The organism is Pseudomonas sp. TNT2022 ID1044, from assembly GCF_028656895.1.
Lineage (GTDB): Bacteria > Pseudomonadota > Gammaproteobacteria > Pseudomonadales > Pseudomonadaceae > Aquipseudomonas > Aquipseudomonas reinekei.
Map to the genome: position 1 here is coordinate 43,934 of NZ_JAMDHB010000032.1, position 25,633 is coordinate 69,566.

Annotated in this window: 20 protein-coding genes and 1 pseudogene; 13 read left to right on the forward strand and 8 right to left on the reverse strand. The window is 58.8% G+C overall.

Features of this window, described 5'->3' with window-relative positions; all coding sequences use genetic code 11:
* Positions 1-174: 174 nt before the first annotated feature.
* Positions 175-516 (forward strand): zinc ribbon domain-containing protein YjdM, encoded by a 342-nt coding sequence (locus tag M5G20_RS28705; protein ID WP_273921933.1) that lies wholly within the window; start codon positions 175-177, stop codon positions 514-516.
* 207 nt (positions 517-723) lie between these two features.
* Entirely contained in the window at positions 724-981 is a 258-nt protein-coding gene (locus M5G20_RS28710; RefSeq protein WP_273921934.1) for a PA4570 family protein, read from the forward strand.
* A 133-nt stretch (positions 982-1,114) separates the two neighbouring features.
* On the opposite strand, the gene M5G20_RS28715 is transcribed toward M5G20_RS28710, so the two are convergent.
* From M5G20_RS28715 to M5G20_RS28725, 3 genes are all read right to left on the reverse strand, one after another.
* Positions 1,115-1,732, reverse strand: a complete 618-nt coding sequence (locus M5G20_RS28715; RefSeq protein WP_053162553.1) for an FKBP-type peptidyl-prolyl cis-trans isomerase — start codon at positions 1,730-1,732, stop codon at positions 1,115-1,117.
* A 121-nt stretch (positions 1,733-1,853) separates the two neighbouring features.
* The gene (locus M5G20_RS28720) at positions 1,854-2,162 is read right to left on the reverse strand and encodes a DUF6482 family protein (RefSeq protein WP_273921935.1); all 309 of its coding nucleotides are present in this window, start codon (positions 2,160-2,162) and stop codon (positions 1,854-1,856) included.
* A gap of 216 nt (positions 2,163-2,378) precedes the next feature.
* Complete coding sequence (locus M5G20_RS28725) at positions 2,379-2,867, reverse strand: TIGR00645 family protein (RefSeq protein WP_150734735.1); 489 nt, start codon at positions 2,865-2,867, stop codon at positions 2,379-2,381.
* Positions 2,868-3,037: 170 nt separating this feature from the next.
* Here M5G20_RS28725 and M5G20_RS28730 point away from each other — a divergent pair, with 170 nt between their 5' ends.
* Entirely contained in the window at positions 3,038-4,867 is a 1,830-nt protein-coding gene (locus tag M5G20_RS28730; RefSeq protein WP_273921936.1) for a hypothetical protein, read from the forward strand.
* 6 nt (positions 4,868-4,873) lie between these two features.
* On the opposite strand, the gene M5G20_RS28735 is transcribed toward M5G20_RS28730, so the two are convergent.
* Positions 4,874-5,215: a PA4575 family protein gene (locus M5G20_RS28735; protein ID WP_273921937.1), complete on the reverse strand. Its 342-nt coding sequence runs from the start codon at positions 5,213-5,215 to the stop codon at positions 4,874-4,876.
* Between the two features lie 314 nt (positions 5,216-5,529).
* Positions 5,530-7,968 (reverse strand): Lon protease family protein, encoded by a 2,439-nt coding sequence (locus tag M5G20_RS28740; protein ID WP_273921938.1) that lies wholly within the window; start codon positions 7,966-7,968, stop codon positions 5,530-5,532.
* 276 nt (positions 7,969-8,244) lie between these two features.
* On the opposite strand from M5G20_RS28740, the gene M5G20_RS28745 reads away from it, so the two are divergent.
* The 3 genes and pseudogenes from M5G20_RS28745 to M5G20_RS28755 all read left to right on the forward strand — a co-directional run.
* The gene (locus tag M5G20_RS28745) at positions 8,245-8,733 is read left to right on the forward strand and encodes a DUF3015 domain-containing protein (RefSeq protein WP_056855677.1); all 489 of its coding nucleotides are present in this window, start codon (positions 8,245-8,247) and stop codon (positions 8,731-8,733) included.
* A gap of 205 nt (positions 8,734-8,938) precedes the next feature.
* Complete coding sequence (locus tag M5G20_RS28750) at positions 8,939-10,792, forward strand: Lnb N-terminal periplasmic domain-containing protein (RefSeq protein WP_273921939.1); 1,854 nt, start codon at positions 8,939-8,941, stop codon at positions 10,790-10,792.
* Positions 10,793-10,827: 35 nt separating this feature from the next.
* Positions 10,828-11,031, forward strand: a pseudogene (locus tag M5G20_RS28755) (GreA/GreB family elongation factor); the annotation flags it as partial.
* 34 nt (positions 11,032-11,065) lie between these two features.
* On the opposite strand, the gene gdhA reads toward M5G20_RS28755, so the two are convergent.
* Positions 11,066-12,403 carry an NADP-specific glutamate dehydrogenase gene (gene gdhA / locus M5G20_RS28760; protein WP_273921940.1) on the reverse strand — a complete coding sequence of 446 codons (1,338 nt, stop codon included), beginning with the start codon at positions 12,401-12,403 and terminating at the stop codon, positions 11,066-11,068.
* Positions 12,404-12,761: 358 nt separating this feature from the next.
* On the reverse strand, positions 12,762-14,426 hold the full coding sequence (gene ettA / locus M5G20_RS28765; RefSeq protein WP_075948376.1) for an energy-dependent translational throttle protein EttA: 1,665 nt from the start codon (positions 14,424-14,426) through the stop codon (positions 12,762-12,764).
* A gap of 285 nt (positions 14,427-14,711) precedes the next feature.
* On the opposite strand from ettA, the gene M5G20_RS28770 reads away from it, so the two are divergent.
* From M5G20_RS28770 to M5G20_RS28800, 7 genes are all read left to right on the forward strand, one after another.
* Positions 14,712-18,560: a bifunctional diguanylate cyclase/phosphodiesterase gene (locus M5G20_RS28770; RefSeq protein ID WP_273921941.1), complete on the forward strand. Its 3,849-nt coding sequence runs from the start codon at positions 14,712-14,714 to the stop codon at positions 18,558-18,560.
* A 198-nt stretch (positions 18,561-18,758) separates the two neighbouring features.
* Positions 18,759-20,012 carry a serine hydroxymethyltransferase gene (gene glyA / locus M5G20_RS28775; protein ID WP_273921942.1) on the forward strand — a complete coding sequence of 418 codons (1,254 nt, stop codon included), beginning with the start codon at positions 18,759-18,761 and terminating at the stop codon, positions 20,010-20,012.
* Between the two features lie 292 nt (positions 20,013-20,304).
* Positions 20,305-20,877: a hypothetical protein gene (locus tag M5G20_RS28780; protein WP_273921943.1), complete on the forward strand. Its 573-nt coding sequence runs from the start codon at positions 20,305-20,307 to the stop codon at positions 20,875-20,877.
* Between the two features lie 81 nt (positions 20,878-20,958).
* Complete coding sequence (locus tag M5G20_RS28785; RefSeq protein ID WP_273921944.1) at positions 20,959-21,513, forward strand: hypothetical protein; 555 nt, start codon at positions 20,959-20,961, stop codon at positions 21,511-21,513.
* A gap of 263 nt (positions 21,514-21,776) precedes the next feature.
* Positions 21,777-23,090, forward strand: coding sequence for a C4-dicarboxylate transporter DctA (locus M5G20_RS28790; RefSeq protein ID WP_273921945.1), 1,314 nt, complete (start codon positions 21,777-21,779; stop codon positions 23,088-23,090).
* Positions 23,091-23,155: 65 nt separating this feature from the next.
* Positions 23,156-23,860: a FadR/GntR family transcriptional regulator gene (locus M5G20_RS28795; RefSeq protein ID WP_273921946.1), complete on the forward strand. Its 705-nt coding sequence runs from the start codon at positions 23,156-23,158 to the stop codon at positions 23,858-23,860.
* A gap of 24 nt (positions 23,861-23,884) precedes the next feature.
* Positions 23,885-24,574: a GntR family transcriptional regulator gene (locus tag M5G20_RS28800; protein ID WP_273921947.1), complete on the forward strand. Its 690-nt coding sequence runs from the start codon at positions 23,885-23,887 to the stop codon at positions 24,572-24,574.
* Here M5G20_RS28800 and yjiA read toward each other — a convergent pair.
* A complete protein-coding gene (gene yjiA / locus M5G20_RS28805) occupies positions 24,571-25,542 on the reverse strand; it encodes a GTPase (RefSeq protein WP_273921948.1) in 972 nt (323 codons plus the stop codon). The genes M5G20_RS28800 and yjiA overlap by 4 nt on opposite strands.
* Positions 25,543-25,633: the final 91 nt, after the last annotated feature.

The window sequence follows — 25,633 nt, forward strand, 5'->3', positions numbered from 1 at the left end:
TCAGGAACACCGGGGTGGTGCAATCGCCAGCAAGCCGGCTCCTACAGACAAAGCATCCATCGCCAGCAAGCCGGCGCCTACAGGGAATCGGCGCCAGCCAGCATCCCGCCCCTCTCACGCCTAAAACCCTATACAATGTGCGCTTTTTAGCGATCCTGAATCCAAGGAGCCTTAGTGAGCACGTTGCCACCCTGCCCGAAATGCAATTCCGAATACACCTATGAAGACGGCGCCCAGCTGATCTGCCCTGAGTGCGCCCACGAATGGTCGGCCGCTGGCGAAGCCGAGACCGTGTCCGATGATGCGGTGAAAAAGGATTCGGTCGGCAACGTCCTGCAGGACGGCGACACCATCACCGTGATCAAGGACCTCAAGGTCAAGGGCACGTCGCTGGTGGTCAAGGTCGGCACCAAGGTCAAGAACATCCGCCTGTGCGATGGCGATCACGACATCGACTGCAAGATCGACGGCATCGGCCCGATGAAGCTCAAATCCGAGTTCGTCAGAAAAGTCTGAGCCTGCCGTATTCCATCCCGCGCCCGGCGTGGGATGGTGCTTCGCCCTCCCCCGCTTCACCCAACAAATCCTCGCGATAGCCAAACGCCAGCCGTTTTGACCTTACGCAATCTTTACCCGGAAAAAAGCCCGAACCGCTAATAGGCCCTTGCTATTTATTGAATAGGAATTATTCTCATTGAACCCAATCAATGGAAATGAGAACCCATGACTTATTTGATCGATGCCTGGCTGGACCGCCCGCACCCTTACCTCAGGATCCTTCATCGGGAAACCGGGGAAGTCTGTGCCGTACTGGAAGAGGAGGCCTTGAGCGAACTGCAGGATCAGGGCGACCTGGACCTCAATGGCTTGAACTCGAGCGAGCCTGTGGTGCTTAAGGAAGTGGTGCGAAACCTGTTTCTGTTCTGCTACGCCCGGGCATTGCGCCCGTCGAATGAGCTGCATCACAAGATGGAAATATGAGGCTGCACAAAAAACTGTGGGAGCCAGCCTGCTGGCGATTGCGATCTGACAGTCGACATTGCTGCTGACTGAGACATCGCCATCGCGAGCGGGCTCGCTCCCACATTAGCCCGATGTCATATCGGGCCGGGTATTACAGAACGTCGAGCAGCTCGACGTCGAATACCAGAACGCTGTGCGGCGGGATGCTGCCAACGCCTTGAGCGCCGTAAGCCAGTTCGCTCGGCACGTACAGGCGCCATTTGCTGCCGGCATTCATCAGTTGCAGGGCTTCGGTCCAGCCAGCGATCACGCCGCCAACCGGGAATTCTGCAGGCTGGCCACGATCGTAGGAGCTGTCGAACACAGTGCCGTCGATCAGGGTGCCGTGGTAGTGGGTACGCACGGTGTCTTCACGGGATGGCTTGGCGCCTTCACCGGCAGTCAGTACTTCGAACTGCAGGCCCGAAGCCAGGGTGGTGATGCCGTCACGCTTGGCGTTTTCAGCCAGGAAGGCCAGACCTTCGCCAGCGGCCGCTTCAGCCTTGGCTGCAGCTTCGGCTTGCATGATTTCACGGATCACCTTGAAGCTGGCGGACATTTCTTCCTGGCCAACACGGCTTGGCAGACCGGCAAACGCGTCGGTCAGACCTGCCAGGATTGCGTCCAGGCTAACGCCCGGTGGCGGGTTGTCGCGCAGTTGGTCGCCCAACTGACGGCCGATACCGTAGCTGACGCGCGTTTCGTCGGTGGACAGATTTACTTCGGACATGACACTGCTCCGCTGTGCGGACGGCCCGGGAACTTGCCGTGCGTGCACAGCGCGTCCCGGAGCGCCCGGAACCAAAAGGGCCAGCAGACTAGCACAGATGCCATGGCGTTGATCAGGGGTGTCAGCCCTGATGCAGGGAGCGCTGCTCGATCGGCACCTTCAGGCTTTCTTCAACGTCACCGAGCCCGCACATCTCGTCATGCACCAGCGTGTGTACGAGGTTGAAGTTCAACTTGGGAAAGGAACGCAGCACATCACGGGCATGTTCCACCGATCGCAGGTGCATCATGTGTCCGTGGGTATCGCTTAACGGATACGCCGCGCCATGCATCCGCGCCTCCAGCAGATAGATGCCACCCTCCATCGAGATCAGATTCAGCTCGTCGACCTTCCCGGCGACGGCATAAGCATTCAGCTCTTGCAGGTTCATGAAACACACCTCACGCATTTGGCGAGCCACGACCCTTACAGGGATATGCCTCGGCGCGTCAAAGCACAAGCCACTGGCCGGACCGTTTGTCTGTTATCGCGGGAGTTCGTGGCGAGCGAGCTTGCTCGCGGCGGGCGGTACAGCGGCCCCAAAAAGCGGGATTGCTTGGCAATCCAGCGGGTGCAAGCTCCCTCGCCACAAGGGAGCTTGTCCGGATCAGTGCTTGGTCAGTTTATCCAGGTAACCCATGGCAAACGCTGACACCACGAAAGTCATGTGGATGATCACGTACCACTTCAAATGCTCGGGATCGACATTTTTGGCGTCCATGAAAATGCGCAGCAGGTGGATGGACGAGATCGCCACGATCGAGGCGGCCACCTTCATTTTCAGCGACGACGAGTCCATGGTGCCCAACCAGTTGAGCTTTTCCTTGTGGTCGTCGATGTCCAGCTGCGAAACGAAGTTTTCGTAGCCGGAAATCATCACCATCACCAGCAAGCCGCCAACCAGCGCCATGTCGATCAGCGACAGCAGGACCAGAATCAGGTCCGATTCAGCCATCGAGAAAACATTGGGAATGACGTGGAAGACTTCCTGGAAAAATTTAAGCGCCAGTGCCAACAACCCTAGGGACAAGCCGAAATAGATCGGCGCCAGCAACCAGCGGGAGGCATACATTGCGTTTTCGATAAAGCGTTCCATTGAATCTCACAGGTGGTCTGAAAATGGAAGCGAGTATAACAGCCACCTGCCCCTACTCAGAAGTCGCCATAAACCAACGGTAAATCCGTCACCTGCGCGCGTAAGGCAATTTTTTTCTGCTAGTGTCCAAATCATTGACATCGCCGCGACATCGGACAGGAAGACTGGAAATGGACGTGCGACTACCCCTGACGAGTGCCGGAATCTTTCTAGCCTTGCTGCTGAGCGGCTGTTCGCCAAGCGAAGAGAAACGCCAGATCAGCCTCGAGGAAAAGACCGCGCAGTTCGAAAAGTCGCTGGATGCAATCGAGGATCCGAAACTCAAGAATGCCGTGGCCGAGCTCGGCGGTTCGCTGCTGTTACTCGAGCGGGCGCAACTCAAGCTCGACAGCAAACCGCTGGAAACCGAATACGGCGAAGACGTCCTCGCCGTACTCAAGCACTACCCCACGCCACAAGCGCTGGTCGACACCTACATCAACGGCCTGTTCGTGCTGCTCAAAGACTCCAGCTCCGACTACCTGACCGACCTGCAGCCGGTGTTTCCCTTCAACTTCAGTATTCCGGCGGCCTTCCTCTTTCCCCATGGGCTGGAATGGCAGTCGGTCACCCTGAGTAACAAACGCGTGATTGCCTTTCAGCCGGAATGGTCGGAGACCGATCCGGGCATTCAGTTGAGCCCGTCGAGTTCAAACCTGACCAACCCTGATGACCTGACCGTGGCTTACCCCTTCATCGACGGGCTCGACGCCGACATCAAGAGCCAGCCGCAACCGGTGAGCCTGCAAGGCACGGTGGAGGTCATCGCGCCACGCCGCCTCTACAGCTTCGACCTGACGAAAAAGGACGTGGGCCAGACCCGCACCAACGACAATCTCAGCGTCACGCTGATCAAGCTGGGCACCAACTACGCCGAAGTCGAGTTCAGCAACAGTGCGCCACAAGCCCCCGAGATCGGGGAAGTCCCCCTGAACCCGCTGATCGTCCAGGCCAGGGACGCCACCGGGCAATTTCTCTCGCGCTCAGGATCCATCAACGAAACCGCTGCACAAATCGCCTTTTATCAAAAACAGTTGGCAAAGATGCAGCAACAGAAAGTGTGGAGCGAGGCGCTGGAAAAACAGCTTGATGACGAGCAACGTAACTTCGAGAAACAACGGACCCATCGTTACTCGAAGGTCTATTTCAACGGCTCCATCGAAACCCTCGAAGTCAGCCTGCTGGATTTCTCGACCGTTACGGTGACCCGAAAGGACTTGAACCTTCCGGTACGCCGCTTCGACCGCATCACCACGGAGAAAACCATCCAGCCGCTGAAACTGCCCGTGGTGGTGTATGACGATCAAGCCCCGAGCTGGCTCAAGGGTGCGGCGTTGACCGAGGAACAACTGAAAAAAGGCGTGAGCATCAGCCAATCGGTCGAAGACCCCAGCGCCGCACGCATCGAGTTCAATCACCTGCGAAGCTTCAATGATGAGTTGCTTGGGACGTCATTCAACCCCGGCGAAAGTCCGGTCAGTTTTTTCACCGAGGACAGCCGCGGCAAACGTGACGAACCCATTGAATTGCCACCGGAGGCCTATCAGGTCGACCCGTTGCGCGGCAGCATCACCTACGACCTGAACCTGTTTGCGCAAACCCCGGCTTATGTGGTTGGTTCCATACCGTTGTTTCTTGCGACAATCGATAAAAAGACCCTCGATGCCCATCAATTGCCGACTGGGCTTGAGCTCAAAGGCAACACGTTGGTGGTGGACCTGAAGCTGTTTCCCGAGCAGGACTGGCGCTTCTTCGCCAAGGACGATAGCGGCCACTACCTCAAGGAAATTCTCGCGGTCAATCACGTCGCAAGCACAGAGGGGCCGGCGCTTTTTGCCGTGCATTACTTCTACGGGCAACCGACGCGCCTGGAGACCTATCAACGAACTGACCTCGCCACCGTGCCCTACGGGTTCGAGGTCAAGCTCGACAAGGCCGATCTGTCCAAACTGCCCCAATAGCCGGGGTCAGTGTTCGGGGCGAAACTCGAAGCCACCGACGTTCCGGCAACGACCGCCATTGATTTCCCGCAACTGGGCTTGCAGATGCAGGCACCAGATCTGCGGATCATCGGCCAGCTCATAGCCGTGCAGCGTCAGGCTTTCAACAATGGTATCGAGGATGGATTCAGCCGCGAAAGGGCCATGGAACGGGCCTTGGGCTTTGATGGCTGAAGGTTGCTCGCCTGCCATTCCGGCGGCGAAGAGCAAGGTCCACATCCCCGTATCCCCGGCCAACGGCTTGATGGCGCATTCGATACGGGTCACAAGACCCAGGCATTGACGAGTGAGGCAGAGGTTGCGCGACATGGCGGCGACCCTCGGTCGATCCGGTATTCAGCCCCCATCGGAAGGCTGTTTCGATCCAGTGATTACTGTCCTTGTCCTTGAGCAGAGAATAGAAGAAAAGTACGAGATGCAGGCCAATCGACACCAGAAGGCGCCGAATGGTCATAGTGTGAATATTGGCGCCAGAGTGATGGCGTTTTCGCAAGTAAACCCGGATAGAAAGGTGGGAGCGAGCCTGCTCGCGATGGCGGTGTGTCAAACAACATACAGGTTGAATGTCAGACCGATTTCGCTAGCAGGCTGGCTCCCACAGGGGATGGATGAGCCGGCTTAAATCAAGCCGGCTTGGCTTCCACCAGCGCCTCGACCGCCATTTCCTTCTCGGCTTCTTTCAGATCGTCCTCGCTGATCATCTCCGCGATGACCCGCAAGCGCTCCACCACCCGTGCGTTAACGCTGCCTTCAGGGAATTCGCCGTTCTCGTCCGGCTCACCCGCAGGCTCGCCGACCAGCAGGCTCAGCGCCTCATCGGCCTGGCGTACCGCGTAAACGTGGAACTGCCCGGCACGCACCGCCGCCAATACTTTTTCATCCAGCATCAGCGTGGCGACGTTGGCCTGAGGAATGATCGCCCCCTGCTCGCCAGTCAACCCGCGGGCTTCGCACAGACGGAAGAAGCCCTCGATTTTCTCGTTGACCCCTCCCACTGCCTGTACTTCACCAAACTGGTTGATCGATCCGGTGATTGCAAAGCATTGCTTGAGCGGGGTTTTCGACAAGGCCGAAATCAGCGTGCACGCCTCACCCAGGGACGCACTGTCACCATCCACATAACCGTAGGACTGCTCCAGGGCGATACTCGCGGAAATCGCCAACGGGAATTCCTGGGCGTAACGGCTGCCCAGATACCCGGTGAGGATCATTACGCCTTTGGAGTGGATCGGCTGGCCGAGGTTGACCTCACGCTCGATGTCGACGATGCCGCTGCCGCCCGGGTACACCGTGGCGGAAATCCGCGCCGGCACACCGAAGGCCGAATCGCCGACTTCCAGCACCGTCAAACCGTTGCACTTGCCGACTGCCGCGCCATCGGTGTCGATCAGGATGATCCCGGCCAGCATGTCATCGAGAATCCGCGCCGACACACGTCCGGTGCGGGTCGCCTTGGCCTTGAGCGCACGCTCGATGTGCCCGGCGTCGGTCATTTCATCGCCGGCCAGATGGCGAATGAAATCCGCCTCGCTGACCAGTTGGAACAAATCACCGATACGCGCGGACAAGCGCCCCTGATGCTCGGCCAGACGCGCGCTGTAGGTTGCCAGACGCGCCACCGCATCGGCGGTCAGCGGCGCCATGCCTTCCTCGGAAGTACGGGTTTTGAGCAACTGGGCGAACTGTTCCAGGCTCTCGTCGACCATAGGGATGTCTTCGTCGAAATCCACCAGGACGCGGAACATCTCCTGGAAGTCCGGATCGAGGTCCTGCAGCGTGTAATAGAGCGAACGGGCCCCGATGATGACGACTTTGACCTGCAACGGAATGTGCTGCGGATTCAACGTGACGGTGGTGAAACGGCCCATCTCGCCCAGCGGCGATTCCATTTTCAGCTTGCGCGATTGCAGGGCGCGTTTCAGCGCGTCCCACACGAACGGTTCACTGAGCATTTTTTCCGCTTCAAGGATCAGGAAGCCGCCGTTGGCCCGGTGCAACGCACCCGGACGCAACTGGCGATACGTGGTGTAGAGCGCGCCCTGATCGGTGGTGTACTCGATGCGGCCGAACAGATTTTCGTAAGTCGGGTGCGGCTCGAAGACCACTGGCGCACCGCCGCTGAACGGATGACCGACCACCAGGCTCGGCGCGTATTGCTCCTCCAGCAGCTTGCGGGCAATCGCATCGGTCTTGCTGTCGTCGACCAGTTGCTCGACCACGGTCTTGAGCAGATACACCTGCATCGCTTGCAGGTAACCGCACACGGCGGCGTTCTCGGCGTATTTCTCCGACAACGGCGACAGCAGTGGCTGCAACGCCAGGGTGATGGTTTCTTCGTTCAGCTGGCGCAATTCATTGCTTGATTCGCGCTTCCATTGCGGCAGGCTGGCGAGTTCCTCGTTCAGGCGCTCTTCGAGGTTGGAGATATCCTCGTGGAAGCGTTCGCGTTCGGCTTCGGGCAATTGGGCGAATTCCGCTTCGTCCAGTGCCTTGCCTTCGAGCATCGGCGTGAAGGCAATGTTGCTGGCATCGCGGTACAGCGCGACTTCCTTTTCCAGGGCCAGGCGCTCGATCACGTCCAGCGCCTTGTCGTAACGCTGGTTGAAAGCGCGGTCGATGGCGCTTTTTTTCTGCTGGTAGGACGGGTGCTCGAACACCGCCGGAAAGGTCGCCAGCAGGTTATCGATCAAACCGTTGATGTCGCCGATAAAAGCACCGGCGGTGCCCGAAGGCAGCTCCAGGGCACGCGGCTCGCGCGGCTCATCGAAATTGTTGACGTAGACCCAGTCCGCCGGGGTCTGCAGGCGTTTGCCTTCGGCCTTCAGGTAGCGTTTGACGAACGAGAACCGGCCAGTGCCGGGCTCGCCCATGACAAATACGTTGTAACCGGGGCGTGGCATGGCCACACCGAACTGCAAGGCTTCGACCGCACGTTCCTGGCCGAGCACACCGCGAAAGGGCTCCAGATCATTGGTGGTAGAGAAGCTGAACTGTTCAGCGGAAAACGGACGGGTCAGCGCTTCGGGCGCTAGACGCAAGCTGGCAGCAACAGGATCAGGCATCGGGCTTCCTTACATCAGGCGGGGCAGATAGCGGCATTCTGGCGCTGCCTGTGCCTGACTGGCAAGGAGCGCCTGAGGCCAAAGCATAGACAAGTCGGTGCGCCGCGGCGGGCGTGCGTCAAATCACTGTTTTCAACGAATGTTTTGCAAAAAATCACGGAACCGCGCGATCGTGCCTAAACTCCAAACTGCGCGGCTGGACTAATAACCGGCCCACTGGCACCGGAACGGGCCAGATCCCTTGTCCATTGGTTTGCACATAAAGAGAATAAAGCTATGAAACGGATTCTTCTCGGTACTCTCTTCACCGCTGTATCCATCAACGCCATGGCTCAGGCGCCAGGCGGCCCGGATTGCGGTTGGGGCAACATGCTGTTCGAAGGTCAGCGTGGCACCCCGGCTCACTTCCTGGCATCCACCACCAACGGCACCTCCGGCAACGCGACCTTCGGTATGACTTCCGGTACCAACGGTTGCTCGACCAATGCGTCGCTGACCTATGGCGGCAAATCCTGGTTTGCCATGAATGGCATGATGAACGAGCTGTCCGAAGACATGGCCAAGGGTCAGGGCGAAGCGCTGACCACCTACGCCGTGGTACTGGGCGTGGCGCCGGAAGACCGTGCGCACTTCGCCGCTGTCACCCACCAGCACTTCCAGCAGATCTTCAGCAAGGCTGACGTGACCGCGGAAGATGTGCATACCAACACCCTGGCCGTTCTGAAGAGCGATCCTCGTCTGGCCAAGTACGCAACTCAGGCTTAAGCTCGACCCGCCCGCTTCCTTCGGGAGCGGGTTTTATTTTTTCGACTTTCGGCCAATCGTCCCACTGTAGGAGCCGGCTTGCTGGCGATGGTATCAACGCGGTTTTCCAGATACACCGCGGTGATGCCATCGCCAGCACGCTGGCTCCTACAGATGACGTTTTTCCGTACCGGGTCTTTATTTTTTTCGACTTAAGTTGCCGACTATGCTCAAACGCCTTGCCTGGCTGGCGCTCTGTGTCTGCGCCCCGCTGTCCGCCGCGCCTATTATCGACAATCAACGTTTGCAGCAACTGGCCAACGACCCTTTCTGGATTTCACTGGGCCATTACGAAACCGCCAAGCTCGGCGGCTGGCGCAGCTATGTCAGCGATAAAAAATTCTTCCTGGCCGCCGATGGAAACGAACACCCGGACCGTGAACTGGCGGCCACCGTACAAGCGCTGTACGCGCCCGCCAGCGCCGGCGAACAGCACGCGCAATGTGTTTATCCGGCGCGCACCCGCTGGCTCAAAGCTCAGCTCAACCTGGCGGATCTGCCGGTACTGGAGTGCGGCGAATTCAAGCAATGGTTCAAGGACGTCTCGCCCCACAGTGCGGTAATGATCTTTCCGGCGGCGTATTTGAACAGCCCGTCCTCGATGTTCGGCCACACTTTGTTGCGCATCGATCAGGCTGACGTGCAAAGCGACAAGACTTCGCTGCTCAGTTACGCCATCAACTTCGGCGCCTACATCGAAGGCTCCGACAACAGCATCCTGTACGCCTGGAAGGGCTTGATGGGTGGTTATCCCGGGCTGTTTGCGCTGGTGCCGTACCAGGAAAAACTCTCGGAATACCGCAGCCTGGAAAACCGCGACCTGTGGGAATACCGCCTGAACCTGACCCAGCAAGAAACCGCGCGCATGGTCGAGCACGTCTGGGAACTGAAACAGATTCAGTTCGATTATTTCTTTTTCGACGAAAACTGCTCCTATCGCTTGCTGGAACTGCTGCAAGTGGCGCGTCCCAGCCTGCGGCTCACCGAACAATTCCCGCTGACCGCCATTCCCACCGACACGGTCAAAGCCGTCAAAGAGGCGGGGCTGGTGGAGTCCATCCAATACCGCCCTTCCCGCGAGCGCGAACTACTGAGCCGCGCTGAACCGTTGAGCGACGAAGAACAGCAATGGGTACTGAAAGTCAGCGCCGACCAGAAGCAGCTGCAAACGCCGCAATTCAAGGCTCAAGCCCATGACCGCCAAGCGTTGATCATCGATGCGGCCTATCGCCTCGAACGCTATCGCGCCAACGGCCAGGAGCGCGATCCGCAGCGGGCGCAGCGCAGTTTCGAACTGCTGCGGGCGATCAATCAGAACCCTGCACCGGAACTGGACATTCCTCAACCCGGGCTACCAGAGGATGGCCACGAATCCCGCACCTGGCAGGCTGGCCTCGGCACCCGCGGCGACCGCGCCTTTGGCGAGTACGGTTTGCGCATGGCCTATCACGACCTCAACGACAATTCCGAGAGTTTCCCGCTCGGTGCGCAGATCGAAATCCTGCAACTGAAACTGCGCCAGTACGAAGGCAATGACTGGCAGGTTCAGCAATTGGACCTGGCGACCATTCGCTCCCTGACACCACGCAACGAGCTGCTGCAACCCCTGTCGTGGCAGGTCACCGGCGGCCTGGAGCGGGTGCCGGGCAAGCATGACGACGAGAATCTGGTCAGCCACGTCAATGGCGGCGGCGGTGGTACCTGGCAACTGACCGATGACATGCTCGGTTTTGCCTTGGGCACTGTGCGCGTGGAGCACAACAACGATTTCGCTGAATTCATTTCTCCAGCAGCGGGTTTCAACACGGGGCTGTTGTGGAAAAACCCGTTGGGCAATTTGAGCCTGGAGGCAAAGGGTGATTTTTTCACCAATGGTGAAGTGCGCCGTAGCGTGAGTCTGAACCAGCAGTGGGAGTTGTCGCGCAACCTCGGTTTACGCTTGAGCGCCCAGCGCGAATTCAGCCATTGGGCGACACCGGAGAATGAAGTGATGCTTGAGGTGAAGTGGTATCACTACTGACGCCCCCGAACATCTATCGAAGTGAGCCTGCTCGCGACCTCGAACGGGATCTGCGCTGTTTCAAACAGCGACTGGGTAGCGCTCAGGTCGTCGCTATCGCCACCTCAACGGAAAAAGTGCAGATCGGCAACCGGGTGGCCTGCACCGATGAACACGACACCGAACTCCGGGTGCAATTGGTGGGCGAAGATCAGGCCGATGCCGCTCATGGCCTGATCAATTGGGGCTCGCCACTGGGGATCAGATGATCGGGATCATCCGTATCGAACCGGCTTAAACCACGCCCTGGGCGAGCATGGCGTCGGCGACTTTGACGAAACCGGCGATGTTCGCGCCCTTGACGTAGTTGACCTGGCCGTTCTCTTCACCGTAATGCACGCAGGCGTGGTGGATTGACTGCATGATCGCGTGCAGCTTGCTGTCCACTTCACCGCCAGTCCACAGCAGGCGCATGGCGTTCTGCGACATTTCCAGCCCGCTGACGGCAACGCCACCGGCATTGGACGCCTTGCCCGGCGCGAACAAAATGCCCGCCTCGATGAACAGGTCCACCGCTTCCAGCGTGGTTGGCATGTTGGCGCCTTCGGCGACGCAAATGCAGCCATTGCGCAGCAGTGCCCGAGCCGCCTCGGCATCCAGCTCGTTTTGCGTGGCGCATGGCAGCGCGATATCGCAGCTGAGCCCCCACGGCTGGTGACCTGCCAGGAACTCAAGGCCAAAGCGCCCCGCCAACTCGCTGATGCGCCCACGCTGGAGGTTTTTCAGCTCCAGCACCGCTTGCCATTGTTCTTCGGTCAAACCGCTTTCGCAGTACAGCGTGCCTTCGGAATCCGACAGTGAAATCACCTTGCCGCCCAGGTCCATGACCTTGCGCGCGGCGTATTGCGCGACGTTGCCGGAACCGGAAATCGCTACTCGCTTGCCCTCGACGGTCTGTTCCCGGCGCTTGAGCATTTCTTCGGCGAAGTACACGCAGCCGAAACCAGTGGCTTCCGGGCGAATCAGGCTGCCGCCGTAACTTGGGCCCTTACCGGTCAGCACGCTGGTGAACTGATTGCTCAGGCGCTTGTACTGCCCGAACAGGAAACCGATCTCGCGGGCACCGACACCGATGTCACCGGCCGGCACGTCCACGTCGGCACCGATGTGCCGGTACAGCTCGCTCATGAAGGCCTGGCAGAAGCGCATGACTTCGGCGTCGCTTTTGCCTTTCGGATCGAAGTCCGAACCGCCCTTGCCGCCGCCCATGGGCAACGAAGTCAGCGAGTTCTTGAAGGTCTGCTCGAAGGCTAGGAATTTCAGTACGCCGAGGTTCACCGAAGGATGGAAGCGCAAACCGCCCTTGTACGGGCCGATGGCGCTGTTCATCTGGATGCGGAAACCGCGGTTGACCTGCACTTTGCCATGATCATCGACCCAGGAAACCCGAAACACGATCGCCCGTTCCGGCTCACAGATTCGCTCCAGAATGCCAGAGGTCAGGTAGTGCGGATGGGCTTCAAGAAACGGCCACAGGCTGCGCAGGACTTCTTCCACAGCCTGGTGAAACTCGGGTTGATCCGGATCACGTTTTTTCAGGCGCGCAAGGAAGGATTCGACGGATTCGATCATGGAAAAGTCTCGGCAAATTTATTGTCGTTGGAGGTGATTGAGCCGGACTGTAACAAACGGATCGCGCACACGAACAGAGCAAAATGTCGCGTTTGTGAAATTAAATGGTGCACAGGATATAAATTAATCCTGATTTTCGGGCAATGTTGCACCTGAATGGGGATTAGACAATCAAGTTATGCACCAACAGTTACACCGCTATCGCTGGCAAGCCAGCTCCTACAGGGATGAGTAATGCCCGGACACCGCTGAACCTGCAGGAGCCGGCTAGCCAGCGATGAATACACCGCGGTCTACCAGAAAAGGCGCAAAAAAAAACGGAGCCCGAAGGCTCCGCTCTTTATGCAACCAACCCGAATCAGGCCAGTTTTTTGTGGCGTACCCGGTGCGGCTGGGCAGCGGCTTCGCCGAGGCGTTTTTTGCGATCGGCTTCGTACTCGGTGTAGTTGCCTTCGAAGAACACCGCTTGCGAGTCGTCTTCGTACGCCAGGATGTGCGTCGCGACGCGGTCAAGGAACCACCGGTCGTGAGAGATCACAATGGCGGCGCCCGGGAAGTCCAGCAGGGCTTCTTCCAGGGAACGCAAGGTTTCAACGTCGAGGTCGTTGGACGGTTCGTCGAGCAGCAGGACGTTGCCGCCCTCTTTCAGGGTCAGGGCCAGGTGCAAGCGACCGCGCTCACCACCGGACAGGTCCTTGACGAACTTCTGCTGATCGCCGCCCTTGAAGTTGAAGCGACCGACGTAGGTACGCGACGGGATCTCGTAGTTGCCGATGCGGATCTGGTCGGAACCGTCGGAGATCTGCTGGAACACGGTCTTGCTGCCGTCCAGGTCTTCGCGGCTCTGGTCCACGCAGGCCAGTTGCACGGTTTCGCCGACTTCGATGCTGCCCGAGTCCGGCGTTTCCTTGCCCATCAGCATGCGGAACAGTGTGGATTTACCGGCACCGTTACCACCGATCACGCCAACAATGGCGCCTTTGGGCATGGAGAACGACAGGTTGTCGATCAACACGCGATCGCCGTAGCCCTTGGTAACGTTCTTGAACTCGATGACCTTGTCACCCAGGCGCGGACCGGCCGGGATGTAGATCTCGTTGGTTTCGCTGCGTTTCTGGAATTCCTGCGATTGCATTTCTTCGAAGCGTTGCAGACGGGCCTTGGATTTCGACTGGCGGGCCTTGGCGCCTTTGCGCACCCACTCCAGTTCTTCCTTCATGGCTTTTTCGTGAGCCGACTGCTGCTTGGATTCGGCAGCCAGACGATCGGACTTGGCTTCCAGCCAACCGGAATAGTTGCCCTCGTAAGGAATGCCCGCGCCGCGGTCGAGTTCCAGAATCCAGCCAGCGACGTTGTCCAGGAAGTAACGGTCGTGCGTGATCGCGACCACGGTGCCCGGGAAGTCGTGCAGGAAGTGCTCCAGCCAGGCAACCGAATCGGCGTCCAGGTGGTTGGTGGGTTCGTCGAGCAACAGCATGTCCGGAGCGGAGAGCAGCAGGCGGCACAGGGCCACACGACGTTTTTCACCACCGGAGAGGAATTCGACCTTGGCGTCCCACGCCGGCAGACGCAGCGCATCGGCGGCGACTTCCAGCTGGCGATCAAGGTTGTGACCGTCGCTGGCCTGCAGGATGGCTTCGAGCTTGGCCTGTTCGGCAGCCAGTTTGTCGAAGTCGGCATCTTCTTCAGCGTAAGCCGCGTAGACCTCGTCCAGGCGTGCCTGGGCGTTCTTGATCACGCTGACCGCTTCCTCGACCACTTCACGCACGGTCTTGGTCGGATCAAGTTGTGGCTCTTGCGGCAGATAACCGATGTTGAGCTCCGGCATCGGGCGGGCTTCGCCCTCGAACTCGGTGTCGACGCCGGCCATGATTTTCAGCAGCGTGGATTTACCCGAACCGTTGAGACCGAGCACGCCGATCTTGGCGCCTGGGAAGAACGACAAGGAGATGTTTTTCAGGATTTCCCGCTTCGGCGGAACAACTTTACCCAGCCGATGCATGGTGAATACGTATTGAGCCATGGAGAACCTAGGGTCAGTGACAGATGAATGATCAGGGCGCAGGGGATGCCTGGCCAGGCCGTGCGCGTCGCCCGATTGAAAGCTTTCAATATGTGCGCGCTGAAAAAGCCTGATTTTAGGAGCTGGAACGCTCCCGCGTAACCGGCAAAGCTACCTGAATGACGGAAGGCCGTCCAGCCGAGCAGGGCTGGCACTTTGCCACAACTCAAGGCATGCTAGCCGCCCTTCGGGCGTCCGGCTTATAGTGCACGTCGCGCCAGCCCAGCCAAACCGCAGGATTAAAGTTTGTCCAACGTCCCTCCGCCCCTGACCACCAGTGCACCGACTGCGGCGCCCGGTTCGCCCCTGCGCGGAACCCTGAAAAGTGCGCTGGCAACGCTGGTGCTGATGCTGCTCGCCCTGATGTTCTGGCAGTTGCTGGATCAGTTGCGCGAAACCCAGAAAACCCAGCGCCAGTACACCATCGACCACACCGCCGACCTCGCGGCACAAGTCAGTCTGAACATGGCGCTCAACGCCCAGATTGCCCTGAATCTGCTGCCGATTGTCGAGCAGCCGCAAAGTGCCGACGAACAGCAGGAGTTGTTGCGCAAGCTGCAAAAGTCCTTGCCCGACCTGGTCAGCCTGGCCCTGCTCAGCCCCTCGGGCAGGATCCTCAATGACAGCGCCAGTAACAGCGAGGATGCCGATTATCTGGCCGAACTGGTCCGGCGCAGTCGCGCCCAGCCACATTATTTCAGCAATGCCATTGATGGCTCTGTGGTGCACCTGTTGCTGCATCAGGCCAGCGGCAGCACTCGCGGTTACTGGGCCTTGCGCCTGAAGCCGACGTTTTTCTCGTCCCTGACCAACATCAATGAAGCGGGCGACCGCCCCCTGTGGCTGGTGGAAAACCGCTTCAACCACCAGATCATCAGTCGTGACGAATCACTGCCTCTGGTCAATCCCGGCACGCTGACCGAGGACGATGTGGCCAACAGCGTGCTGACCGTTCCCTTGAGCAGCAGCGACTGGCAACTGCGCGGTTTGTTCGATCGCCAGCGCGTGCTCGAAGAGCTGTTGCCCGCATTCATCGGCAAATGCCTGTTGGGACTCGCCTTCTCCATGCTGCCGTTCATCGTTCTACTGAACATGCGCCGCCGCCAGCGCCAACTGCATGAAGGCCGTCGCCGCTATCAGGAGATTTTCGAGGGTACCGGCGTCGCGCTGTGCGTGCTCGATATGGCCAGCCTCAAAAACGTCTTCGACAAGGCCCAATTGCACAGCAACGAGCAACTGCATGCATGGCTCGCGGTCCCGGAACAACGTCGGCAATTGCTGCAAGCGCTGCGGGTGACCGAAGTCAACCAGGTCGCCCTGCAACTGCTCAACGTCAACACCTCCCAGCAGGCCTGGGACTTGCTGATAGACAGCAATCCAGTGGATGGCAGCGCCATCGGCAATCAGATGCTCGAAGCAGTGCTCAATCAGCAGGAGCAGTTGGAGCTGGAAATCAAACTGCTGGACGCCACCGGCCGCGACCAACATCTGTGGCTGGTGCTGCGCCTGCCGCAAAACCCGGCCGACTATAAAGCTGTGATCCTGAGCATCACGGACATCACCAGCCGCAAGCTCATCGAACTGTCGCTGCAAGAGCGCGAAAGGTTTTGGTCCGACGTAGTGCGTACCGTGCCCGATCACCTGTACGTGCAGGACGTGATCAGCCAGCGCATGATTTTCAGTAACCACCACCTGGGCCAGACCCTCGGTTACAACCGCGCCGAGCTGCAGCAGATGGGCGAGTACTTCTGGGAAATCCTCCTGCACCCCGAAGATGCCGACTACTACCACCGCTCACGCCAGAGCCAGCGCCTGGGCGGTTACAGTCAATTGATGCAATGCCAATTGCGCTTCCGGCACCGCGACGGCAAATGGCGGCGCTTCGACATTCGCGAACAGGCCCTGGCGCGGGACAAGCACGACCAGGTGACTCGCATCATCGGCGTGGCCAAGGACGTCACCGAACAGATCGAAGCCAGCGAGTCCCTGCGCGACAGCGAACAGCGATACCGGATGCTCGCCGAAAGCATCAGCGACGTGATTTTTTCCACCGACAACCGCATGACCCTCAATTACGTCAGTCCGTCGGTGCAAGCCGTGCTGGGCTACGACGCCGAGTGGATTTTCCAGAACGGCTGGCAATCGACCATCGCCAACCCTCAACAACTGACCGGTATCTACAGCCTGATGGAACGGGTCAACGAAGCGCTGGACCAGCCCGACCAGTTGGCGCTGTTGCGCAACCAGGTGCAGACCCAGTTGTTCCTTTTCGACTGCCTGCGGGCCGACGGTCGCAAGATCCCGATCGAGTTGCGCCTGGTGCTGGTCTGGGACGAGCACGGCGCCTTCGAAGGCGTGCTCGGTGTCGGACGCGATATCAGTCAGCAACGCCGCGCCGAAAAAGACCTGCGCATGGCCGCCACGGTGTTCGAGCACTCGACCTCGGCGATCCTGATCACCGACCCGGCCGGCTACATCGTCCAGGCCAACGAGGCCTTCAGCCGAGTCAGCGGTTATGCCGTGGAGCAAGTGCTCGACCAGCTGCCGAACATGCTGACCGTCGACGAGCAACAGGAAGCCCACCTGCGTTATGTGCTCAAGCAACTCAATCAGCACAGCACCTGGGAAGGTGAAGTGTGGTTGCGGCGCCGCAACGGTGAGCACTACCCGGCGTGGGTCGGCATCACCGCGGTGCTGGACGACGAAGGCGACCTCGCCAGTTATGTGTGCTTCTTCAGCGACATCAGCGAGCGCAAAGCCAGCGAGCAGCGGATTCATCGCCTCGCCTATTACGACGCGTTGACGCACCTGCCCAACCGCACCCTGTTCCAGGATCGTTTGCACACGGCGCTGCAGGCAGCCGAACGGCAGAAGTCCTGGGTGGTGCTGATGTTCCTCGACCTCGACCGTTTCAAACCGATCAACGACTCCCTGGGCCACGCCGCCGGCGATCGCATGCTTAAGGAAATGGCCACGCGCCTGCTCGGTTGCGTCGACGATGACGACACGGTCGCACGCATGGGCGGCGACGAGTTCACCCTGCTCCTGCAACCGCGTGCCAACCGCGAGATTGCCTTGAACCGGGCCATTCACGTGGCCGAACAGATTCTTGCCAGCCTGGTGAAACCGTTCGTGCTCGAAGGCCGCGAATTCTTTGTCACGGCCAGTATCGGCATCGCCCTGAGCCCGCAGGACGGCAACGAACTCAGCCAGTTGATGAAGAACGCCGACACGGCGATGTACCACGCCAAGGAGCGCGGCAAGAACAACTTCCAGTTCTATCAGGCGGACATGAACGCCAGCGCCCTGGAGCGTCTGGAGCTGGAAAGCGACCTGCGCCACGCCCTGGAGCAGAACGAATTCGTGCTGTATTACCAGCCGCAGTTCAGCGGCGACGGCAAACGTTTGACTGGCGCTGAAGCCCTGCTGCGCTGGCGTCATCCGCGCCGTGGCCTGGTGCCGCCAGGGGATTTCATTCCGGTGCTTGAAGAGCTCGGGTTGGTGGTGGATGTGGGGGACTGGGTGATCAGCGAGGCCTGCCGTCAACTCAAGACCTGGCATCAGGCGAAAGTGCGCGTGCCGAAGGTGTCGGTGAACATTTCGGCGCGACAATTCTCCGACGGCCAGCTCGGCACGCGGATCGCCACCATTCTCAAGGAAACCGGCCTGCCGCCGGCGTGCCTGGAGCTGGAGTTGACCGAAAGTATCCTGATGCGTGAAGTCAGCGAGGCCATGCAGATTCTCGATGGCCTGAAAAATCTTGGCCTGAGCATTGCGGTGGACGACTTCGGCACAGGTTACTCATCGCTCAATTACCTCAAGCAGTTCCCGATCGACGTGCTGAAAATCGACCGCACTTTCGTCGATGGCCTGCCCTCGGGCGAGCAGGATGCACAGATTGCCCGCGCCATTATCGCCATGGCCCACAGCCTCAATCTGGCGGTGATCGCCGAGGGCGTGGAAACTCATGAGCAGCTGGATTTCCTGAGGGAACACGGCTGCGATGAGGTTCAGGGCTACCTGTTTGGCCGGCCGATGCCGGCCGGGCAATTTGAAGTGCAGTTCAGCAATGATGCGCTCTTCATGTTTGATTGACTGGAGCCCAAAGCTCCAATCAATCAAACATGAAGACCCGCTGCGAGCTTGAAGCCACAAGCTGTAAGCAAGGGCGAATCGGCTTTTACTTGGCGCTTGAAGCCCGCTTATCCACAACCTGACTGTGTTTCATATCCCTTCTAAAAGCGGTTGGGTTAGAATGCCCCCCTTTTCTGCCCCCGATCCTTGAGGACCGCCATGTTCAGCCGTGATTTGACTATTGCCAAGTACGACGCCGATCTCTTTGCCGCCATGGAGCAAGAAGCTCAGCGCCAGGAAGAGCACATTGAGCTGATCGCTTCGGAAAACTACACCAGCCCTGCGGTGATGGAAGCTCAAGGCTCGGTACTGACCAACAAGTACGCCGAAGGCTACCCGGGCAAGCGCTACTACGGTGGCTGCGAGTACGTCGACGTTGTCGAGCAACTGGCCATCGACCGCGCCAAAGAACTGTTCGGCGCCGATTACGCCAACGTTCAGCCGCACGCTGGCTCCCAAGCCAACGCCGCGGTCTACCTGGCCCTGCTGTCGGCCGGTGACACCATCCTGGGCATGAGCCTGGCCCACGGCGGTCACCTGACCCACGGTGCCAGCGTTTCGTCTTCGGGCAAGCTGTACAACGCCATCCAGTACGGCATCGACGCCAACGGCCTGATCGACTACGACGAAGTCGAGCGCCTGGCCGTTGAGCACAAGCCAAAAATGATCGTCGCCGGCTTCTCTGCCTACTCGCAGATCCTCGACTTCCCGCGCTTCCGTGCAATCGCCGACAAAGTAGGTGCTTACCTGTTCGTCGATATGGCTCACGTGGCCGGTCTGGTCGCTGCTGGCGTCTACCCGAACCCGGTTCCGTTCGCTGATGTCGTGACCACCACCACCCACAAGACCCTGCGCGGTCCACGTGGCGGCCTGATCCTGGCTCGCGCCAACGCCGACATCGAGAAGAAGCTCAACTCCGCGGTATTCCCAGGCGCCCAGGGCGGCCCGCTGGAGCACGTGATCGCTGCCAAGGCGATCTGCTTCAAGGAAGCATTGCAGCCTGAGTTCAAGGCTTACCAGCAACAAGTGGTGAAAAACGCCAAGGCCATGGCCGGCGTGTTCATCGAGCGCGGTTTCGACGTGGTTTCCGGCGGCACTGAAAACCACCTGTTCCTGCTGTCGCTGATCAAGCAGGAAATCTCCGGTAAAGACGCCGACGCCGCTCTGGGCAAAGCATTCATCACCGTGAACAAGAACTCCGTGCCAAACGATCCACGCTCCCCGTTCGTCACCTCCGGCCTGCGCTTCGGCACTCCGGCTGTGACCACTCGTGGCTTCAAGGAAGCAGAGTGCAAGGAACTGGCTGGCTGGATCTGCGACATCCTGGCTGACCTGAACAACGAAGCGGTGATCGACGCCGTTCGCGAGAAGGTCAAGGCTATCTGCAAGAAACTGCCGGTGTACGGCGCTTAATTGCGACGTTAAATCTGCAGCCTAAAAACCGGCCAGTGATGGCCGGTTTTTTTTCGTCTGCACGAATGGTATGGCCGTGTCCTGACCATAACTGGAGCCATTCCAACGCCATCAATTTTAAAAGCCTGAAACAATAAGCACCGGCGAGAAAAGATATTCAGAACTATTTAACTGATACTGTTATCCGCGTTTAAGCCACAACTAAAAACCGCTATCGCTATTCTATTAACTTGATAAAAATATTCGCCAAAGCCACATTCAAATCAACCCAATGGAATTCAAGGATGAATTCATGAGCACCAATAGACAAAAGTCTTTCATCGCAACACTGGAACTTGATGATCACCACGTCGACCTGCTCGGCGAGTTACATGGCACTCCGGTTTTACGCCATGACACATTATTTTCAGGCGGCTTTTATACCGGGGCATCAACCACCCGGGACGACTCCCACCTGCTGGGATCTCGTTCTATTCAGGAAGTCCAAAAACACCCGCCGTTGACGATTTACTTTCGTTGCACCGATGATTACTACCACCTCTACATCCGCTCACACCCCACTTACACCGGATATTGCATCAGCAATGGCGCCGACCGGGTGCTGGGCGCCTATCGGCCTGCGGGCAGCGCCACCACGTCTTTCAATCTCCTGAACCTTGATGACCGAACCATCACCTTGCAAGACATGGGCGGCGTCGAGCAATGGGTTCGGCTACAGGCCCGTCATTCGCAGCCTGTTGGCCACATTCGGCGCGCGGGCGCGCCTTATCGCTATCTGGCCGAGATCGATGGCCAGGGCGTGGTTTTCAAGTTGCGCATCATCGAGCGCAACGCCTCATTCCTGAGTGATCCGGACGAGGTTTGATTGCCCACTGTCAACATTCCACGGCGCTGTACTTCTTCGGTTGTACGGCGCTGCCAATATCTATAACTATCAGGCAATACCATGAACACCGACCAGGAAAAATCCTTTACTGCAACAATGAGTACCCGTTTCGGCTATCCGCACTTCCCCAAGTTGACGTATGGCAGAACTGTCACTACTCCACGCCCCGATTATGAAGCCTTTGCCTTTTCCCATCATCTGGACGTTTCAAACTATCTCTTCCTCAAGCCCGATGTAGCACCCGACGCACTGACCTTTTACTTCCGGTGCCTCCACGATTATTACACCCTCTATATTTTCACCCCTGGCGAGTATTACTACAGAACCATCAGCCGTGAAGAGAAAGACTTCCTGAATTCTTATTCAACCGTAGATGGAGACCAGACCACGTTCAACTTGCTCAACGCCAAGGGCAACATCATCACCCTCGATCAGATCGACACGGATACGCCCACCGTCAGAATACAGACCCGAGGCGGTGCGCTGTTGTGCGCGGGGCAGAGTCGCAATAAACGCGATCCTAAAGTGGGCACTTTCGTGCGCACCGACCCGAATCGCAGCGCAGGTGTACTCGACTTCAAACTGAACATCCTTCAGCGCAACGTGCCTTTTTGAGCTGACCCGTAACCCGTAAAGCCAACCCCTGCCGCCCGGCCAATCAAGGCCGGGCATTTCTCGACTCGGATTCACCTGCAAACACTGATCGATCACCACTGGTCAGACCGGTCATGCCAATTTCATGATTCCCCCTTGTATTCCAGAAAAACCCGAGCGTAGACTGCGCCTGCACTGGACATACCGGTAAGACCACAATAATTAAGTCCTGAATCTGATGTGCCCCGCACACGGCAGCCAGGACACCGACCAGGATTCCTCCCATGCTCAGATGGTGCTCGCGTTCAATCTTCCTCCAAGTGGTTCTCGGACTGGTGCTCGGCATCGTCTGCGGGCTGACCCTTCCCGAATACTCCGCTCAGCTCAAACCACTCGGTGACGGTTTCATCAAACTGATCAAAATGCTCATCGGCCTGATCGTGTTTTGCGTGGTGGTCAGCGGCATCAGCGGTGCGGGCGATCTCAAGAAGGTCGGGCGCATCGGCCTGAAATCAGTCATCTACTTCGAAGTGTTGACGACCATCGCCCTGGTGATCGGCCTGGTCTTAGCCTTCAGCACCGGAATCGGCAGCGGCGCGAACATTCATCTGGAGCAACTCTCCGCCGCCGACATGGGCGACATCGCCCAGCGCGGTCAGCACATGCACACCACCACACAGTTCCTGATGGACTTGATCCCGTCTTCGGTGATCGGTGCTTTCGCTGACAACAACATCCTGCAAGTCCTGCTGTTTTCCGTGCTGTTTGGCAGTGCGCTGAACTTGGTGGGCGAGGCGGCGTCGGGCATTTCGCGATTGATCAACGAGCTGAGCCACGTGATCTTCCGCATCATGGGCATGATCGTGCGTTTGGCGCCGATCGGCGTGTTCGGCGCCATCGCCTTCACCACCAGCAAATACGGCCTGGACTCGCTACAGCACCTGGGCAGCCTGGTCGGTTTGTTTTACCTGACCTGCGTGGCCTTCGTGGCGTTGATTCTCGGCCTGGTGATGCGCCTTTCCGGCCTGAAGATGTGGCCATTGCTCAAGTACCTGCGCGAAGAGCTGATGATCGTCATGGGCACCGCCTCGTCCGACGCCGTGCTGCCACAAATCATGCGCAAGCTTGAGCATCTGGGCATCGGCAGTTCGACGGTCGGGTTGGTGATTCCTACCGGCTACTCGTTCAACCTCGACGGTTTTTCGATCTACCTGACACTGGCCATCGTGTTCATCGCCAATGCCACCGGCACGCCGCTGGCCATGACCGATCTGCTGACGATTCTGCTGGTGTCGTTGATCACCTCCAAGGGTGCACACGGTATACCGGGCTCGGCGCTGGTAATTCTGGCAGCCACCCTGACGGCGATTCCCGCGATCCCGGTGGTGGGTCTGGTGCTGGTGCTGGCCGTGGACTGGTTCATGGGCATCGGCCGGGCGCTGACCAATCTGATCGGCAATTGCGTCGCCACCGTGGCCATCGCCCGCTGGGAAAAGGACATCGATATCCAGCGGGCAAACAAGGTGCTTTCCGGCCAGGTGGGTTATACCTTCCAGCCGAGAAAACCGGTCGCATCGGCGCATCAGCAGGAATTTTGAATGAACGCCGTGCCTGCTCCCGGGCAGGCACGGCCAACAACGTTTTAAAGCTCATGGAGCGAACAGTGATTACCTCGTCGACCGTTGTAAATTCAGTGGTAGAAAAACTTCGGGCCGCGCTGGCCCGTGGTCAGTGGCGCTCCGGTGAAATGCTGCCCGGGCAGCGCGAGCTGGCCGAACAACTGGGCATCAGCCGCCCGAGCCTGCGTGAAGCGGTCACCGTTCTGGAAACCCTCGGTCTGGTGCGCTCGATGCCGGGCAAAGGCGTGGTGGTGCTGGAAGCCAATCTCGCTGACAGCCAGTCGCATGACCGTGCGGTGGCCGCGGCGAGCCTGGAAGACGTGCTGCAACTGCGCTACACCCTCGAACCGTTCATCGTCGGTCTCGTGGCGCAGTCCATCAGCAGCAAAGAAGTCGGGCAACTGCGCCTGACCCTGATGGACATGCGCGAAGCGCTGGAAGCCAACGACAGTGAAGCCGGTGTGAATGCCTACATCGCCTTCCACGAAGAGCTGTTCACGCTGACGTCGAATCCAATCTTCCAGAGCGTGGTCCAGCAGACCAGCAACGCCCTCAAGCAAAGCGCCGAGGTGCTGCGCAACTCGCCGGAGCATCTGGCTGAACGCCTGGAAGAAAACGAAGCCGTGGTGCGGGCAATTCGCGGCAAGAACAGCGCTCAGGCGAGCGCCGAGATGCGTCGACACATTCTTCGCGAGGGCCAGCGGATGGGCATTGAACTGAACATCCCGGAAGACAACATCGGCAGTTGAACCTCTTTGAACCGGAGAAAGGCCATGAACAGCTTCGTTTCAGCGCAAACGCTTACCACCCTACCCTTTCCACCGGCGAAGGATGATCTGTACTCAAGGGTCCTCGACGCCATTCTTGAACAGCGCATTCATGAAGCCAGTCGCTTTACCGAGGAAAGTCTGGCGCAGATGTTCGATGCTCGACGCAGCGACATTCGTGGCGTGCTGACGCGACTGTCCCATCAGCAGATCATTATTTCGCGGGTCAATCATCGTCCCCGCGTCGCGTCGCTCGGTGTCGATCAAGTGCGGCAAACGCTGCATGCCCGGCGACTGACCGAGCTCATGCTGGCGAGGCTGACCTGCCAGAAACCCTGCACGCATGCCATCAAGCGCCTGCGGACGCTGGTCGATAGTGAACGTCGATGCGCCGAGCGTGGCCAGGGGATTCGTCTGTCGGGTGAGTTTCACCTGCAGTTGGCAGAAATGGCGGGCAATGCTCCGTTGGCGCATTTTCTCGGCAGCCTCGTGCCTCTGACCTCCTTGGCGATTGCGCAGTTTGATGCGTGCGTAGAGGACAATTGCGGTTGGCAACTTCACGAGAAAATAGTCGACGCGATAACGCACATGGATACCGCGATGGCCGTGGCATTACTGGATCGTCATCTGGACCATCTGGAGGCGGCGTTGCTGAGCGCTCGACCGCTACCTCGTCAAAACCGTATTGCCGGTTAGCTCGCCGCCACTCGGGCGAACCCTTGGCGTATCTTTTCCTGCGGCAAATCATCGGCAATGAACACGATGACGCTTTCACGCACTTCGTCATCGGCCCATTCGGTATCCCAATCAAAACCGTAAAGCTTCAGCACCCCCTGGAACACCATGCGCCGTGGTTCGCCGAGAATGTTCAGCACGCCTTTGTAGCGCAGCAGTTGTTTGCCGTGATCTTCCAGCAACTCGTTCATGAACTCGCTGAGTTTGTCGATATCCAGCGGCTTGTCGGTACGCAGCACGAGGCTGGAAATGCGATCGATGGACGGAGCCTGGCTCACCGGGCGCAAACTTACGCCACCGCCGAGGTCGGCATTGAGATTGAAACCGCGCACGTCGAGCAATTCGGCCAGGTCGATGTTGCCGTGATCGACCACTCGGATCGGGGCTCGGCGGTTGATACGGGTCAGGCGTTCGCTCAATGCGTTGAAGGTCGGCTCGTCCACCAGATCGCGCTTGCTCACCAGCAAGCGGTCGGCAAAGCCGATCTGCGCCTGGGCGATGGTCTGCGCCAGGTGAGTCTCGGCATGTGCCGCGTCGACCAGCGTGATGATGCCGTCGAGAATGTAGCGCTCGCGCAATTCTTCATCGATGAAAAAGGTTTGCGCCACAGGCGCCGGGTCGGCCAGGCCGGTGCATTCGATCACCAGACGGTCGAAGGCGATGTCGCCGCTGTCCAGGCGTTCGAGCAGCAGGTACAGGGCTTTGGTCAGGTCGGTGTGGATGGTGCAACAGACGCAGCCGTTGGACAGTGTCATTACTTGCACCGGCTCGTCGCCCAACAGTTGGGTATCGATGCCGGCGTCGCTGAATTCGTTTTCGATCACGGCGATTTTCAGGCCGTGCTCGGCTTTGAGTAAATGGCGCAGCAAAGTGGTTTTGCCGGCGCCGAGAAAGCCGCTGAGGATCGTGACGGGGATTGGAGCTGACAAAAGAAGATCTCCCATGCGCTGAAAAAACTGTAGGAGCCCGGCTTGCCGGCGATAGCGACCTGAAGATCGCTATCGCCGGCAAGCCGGGCTC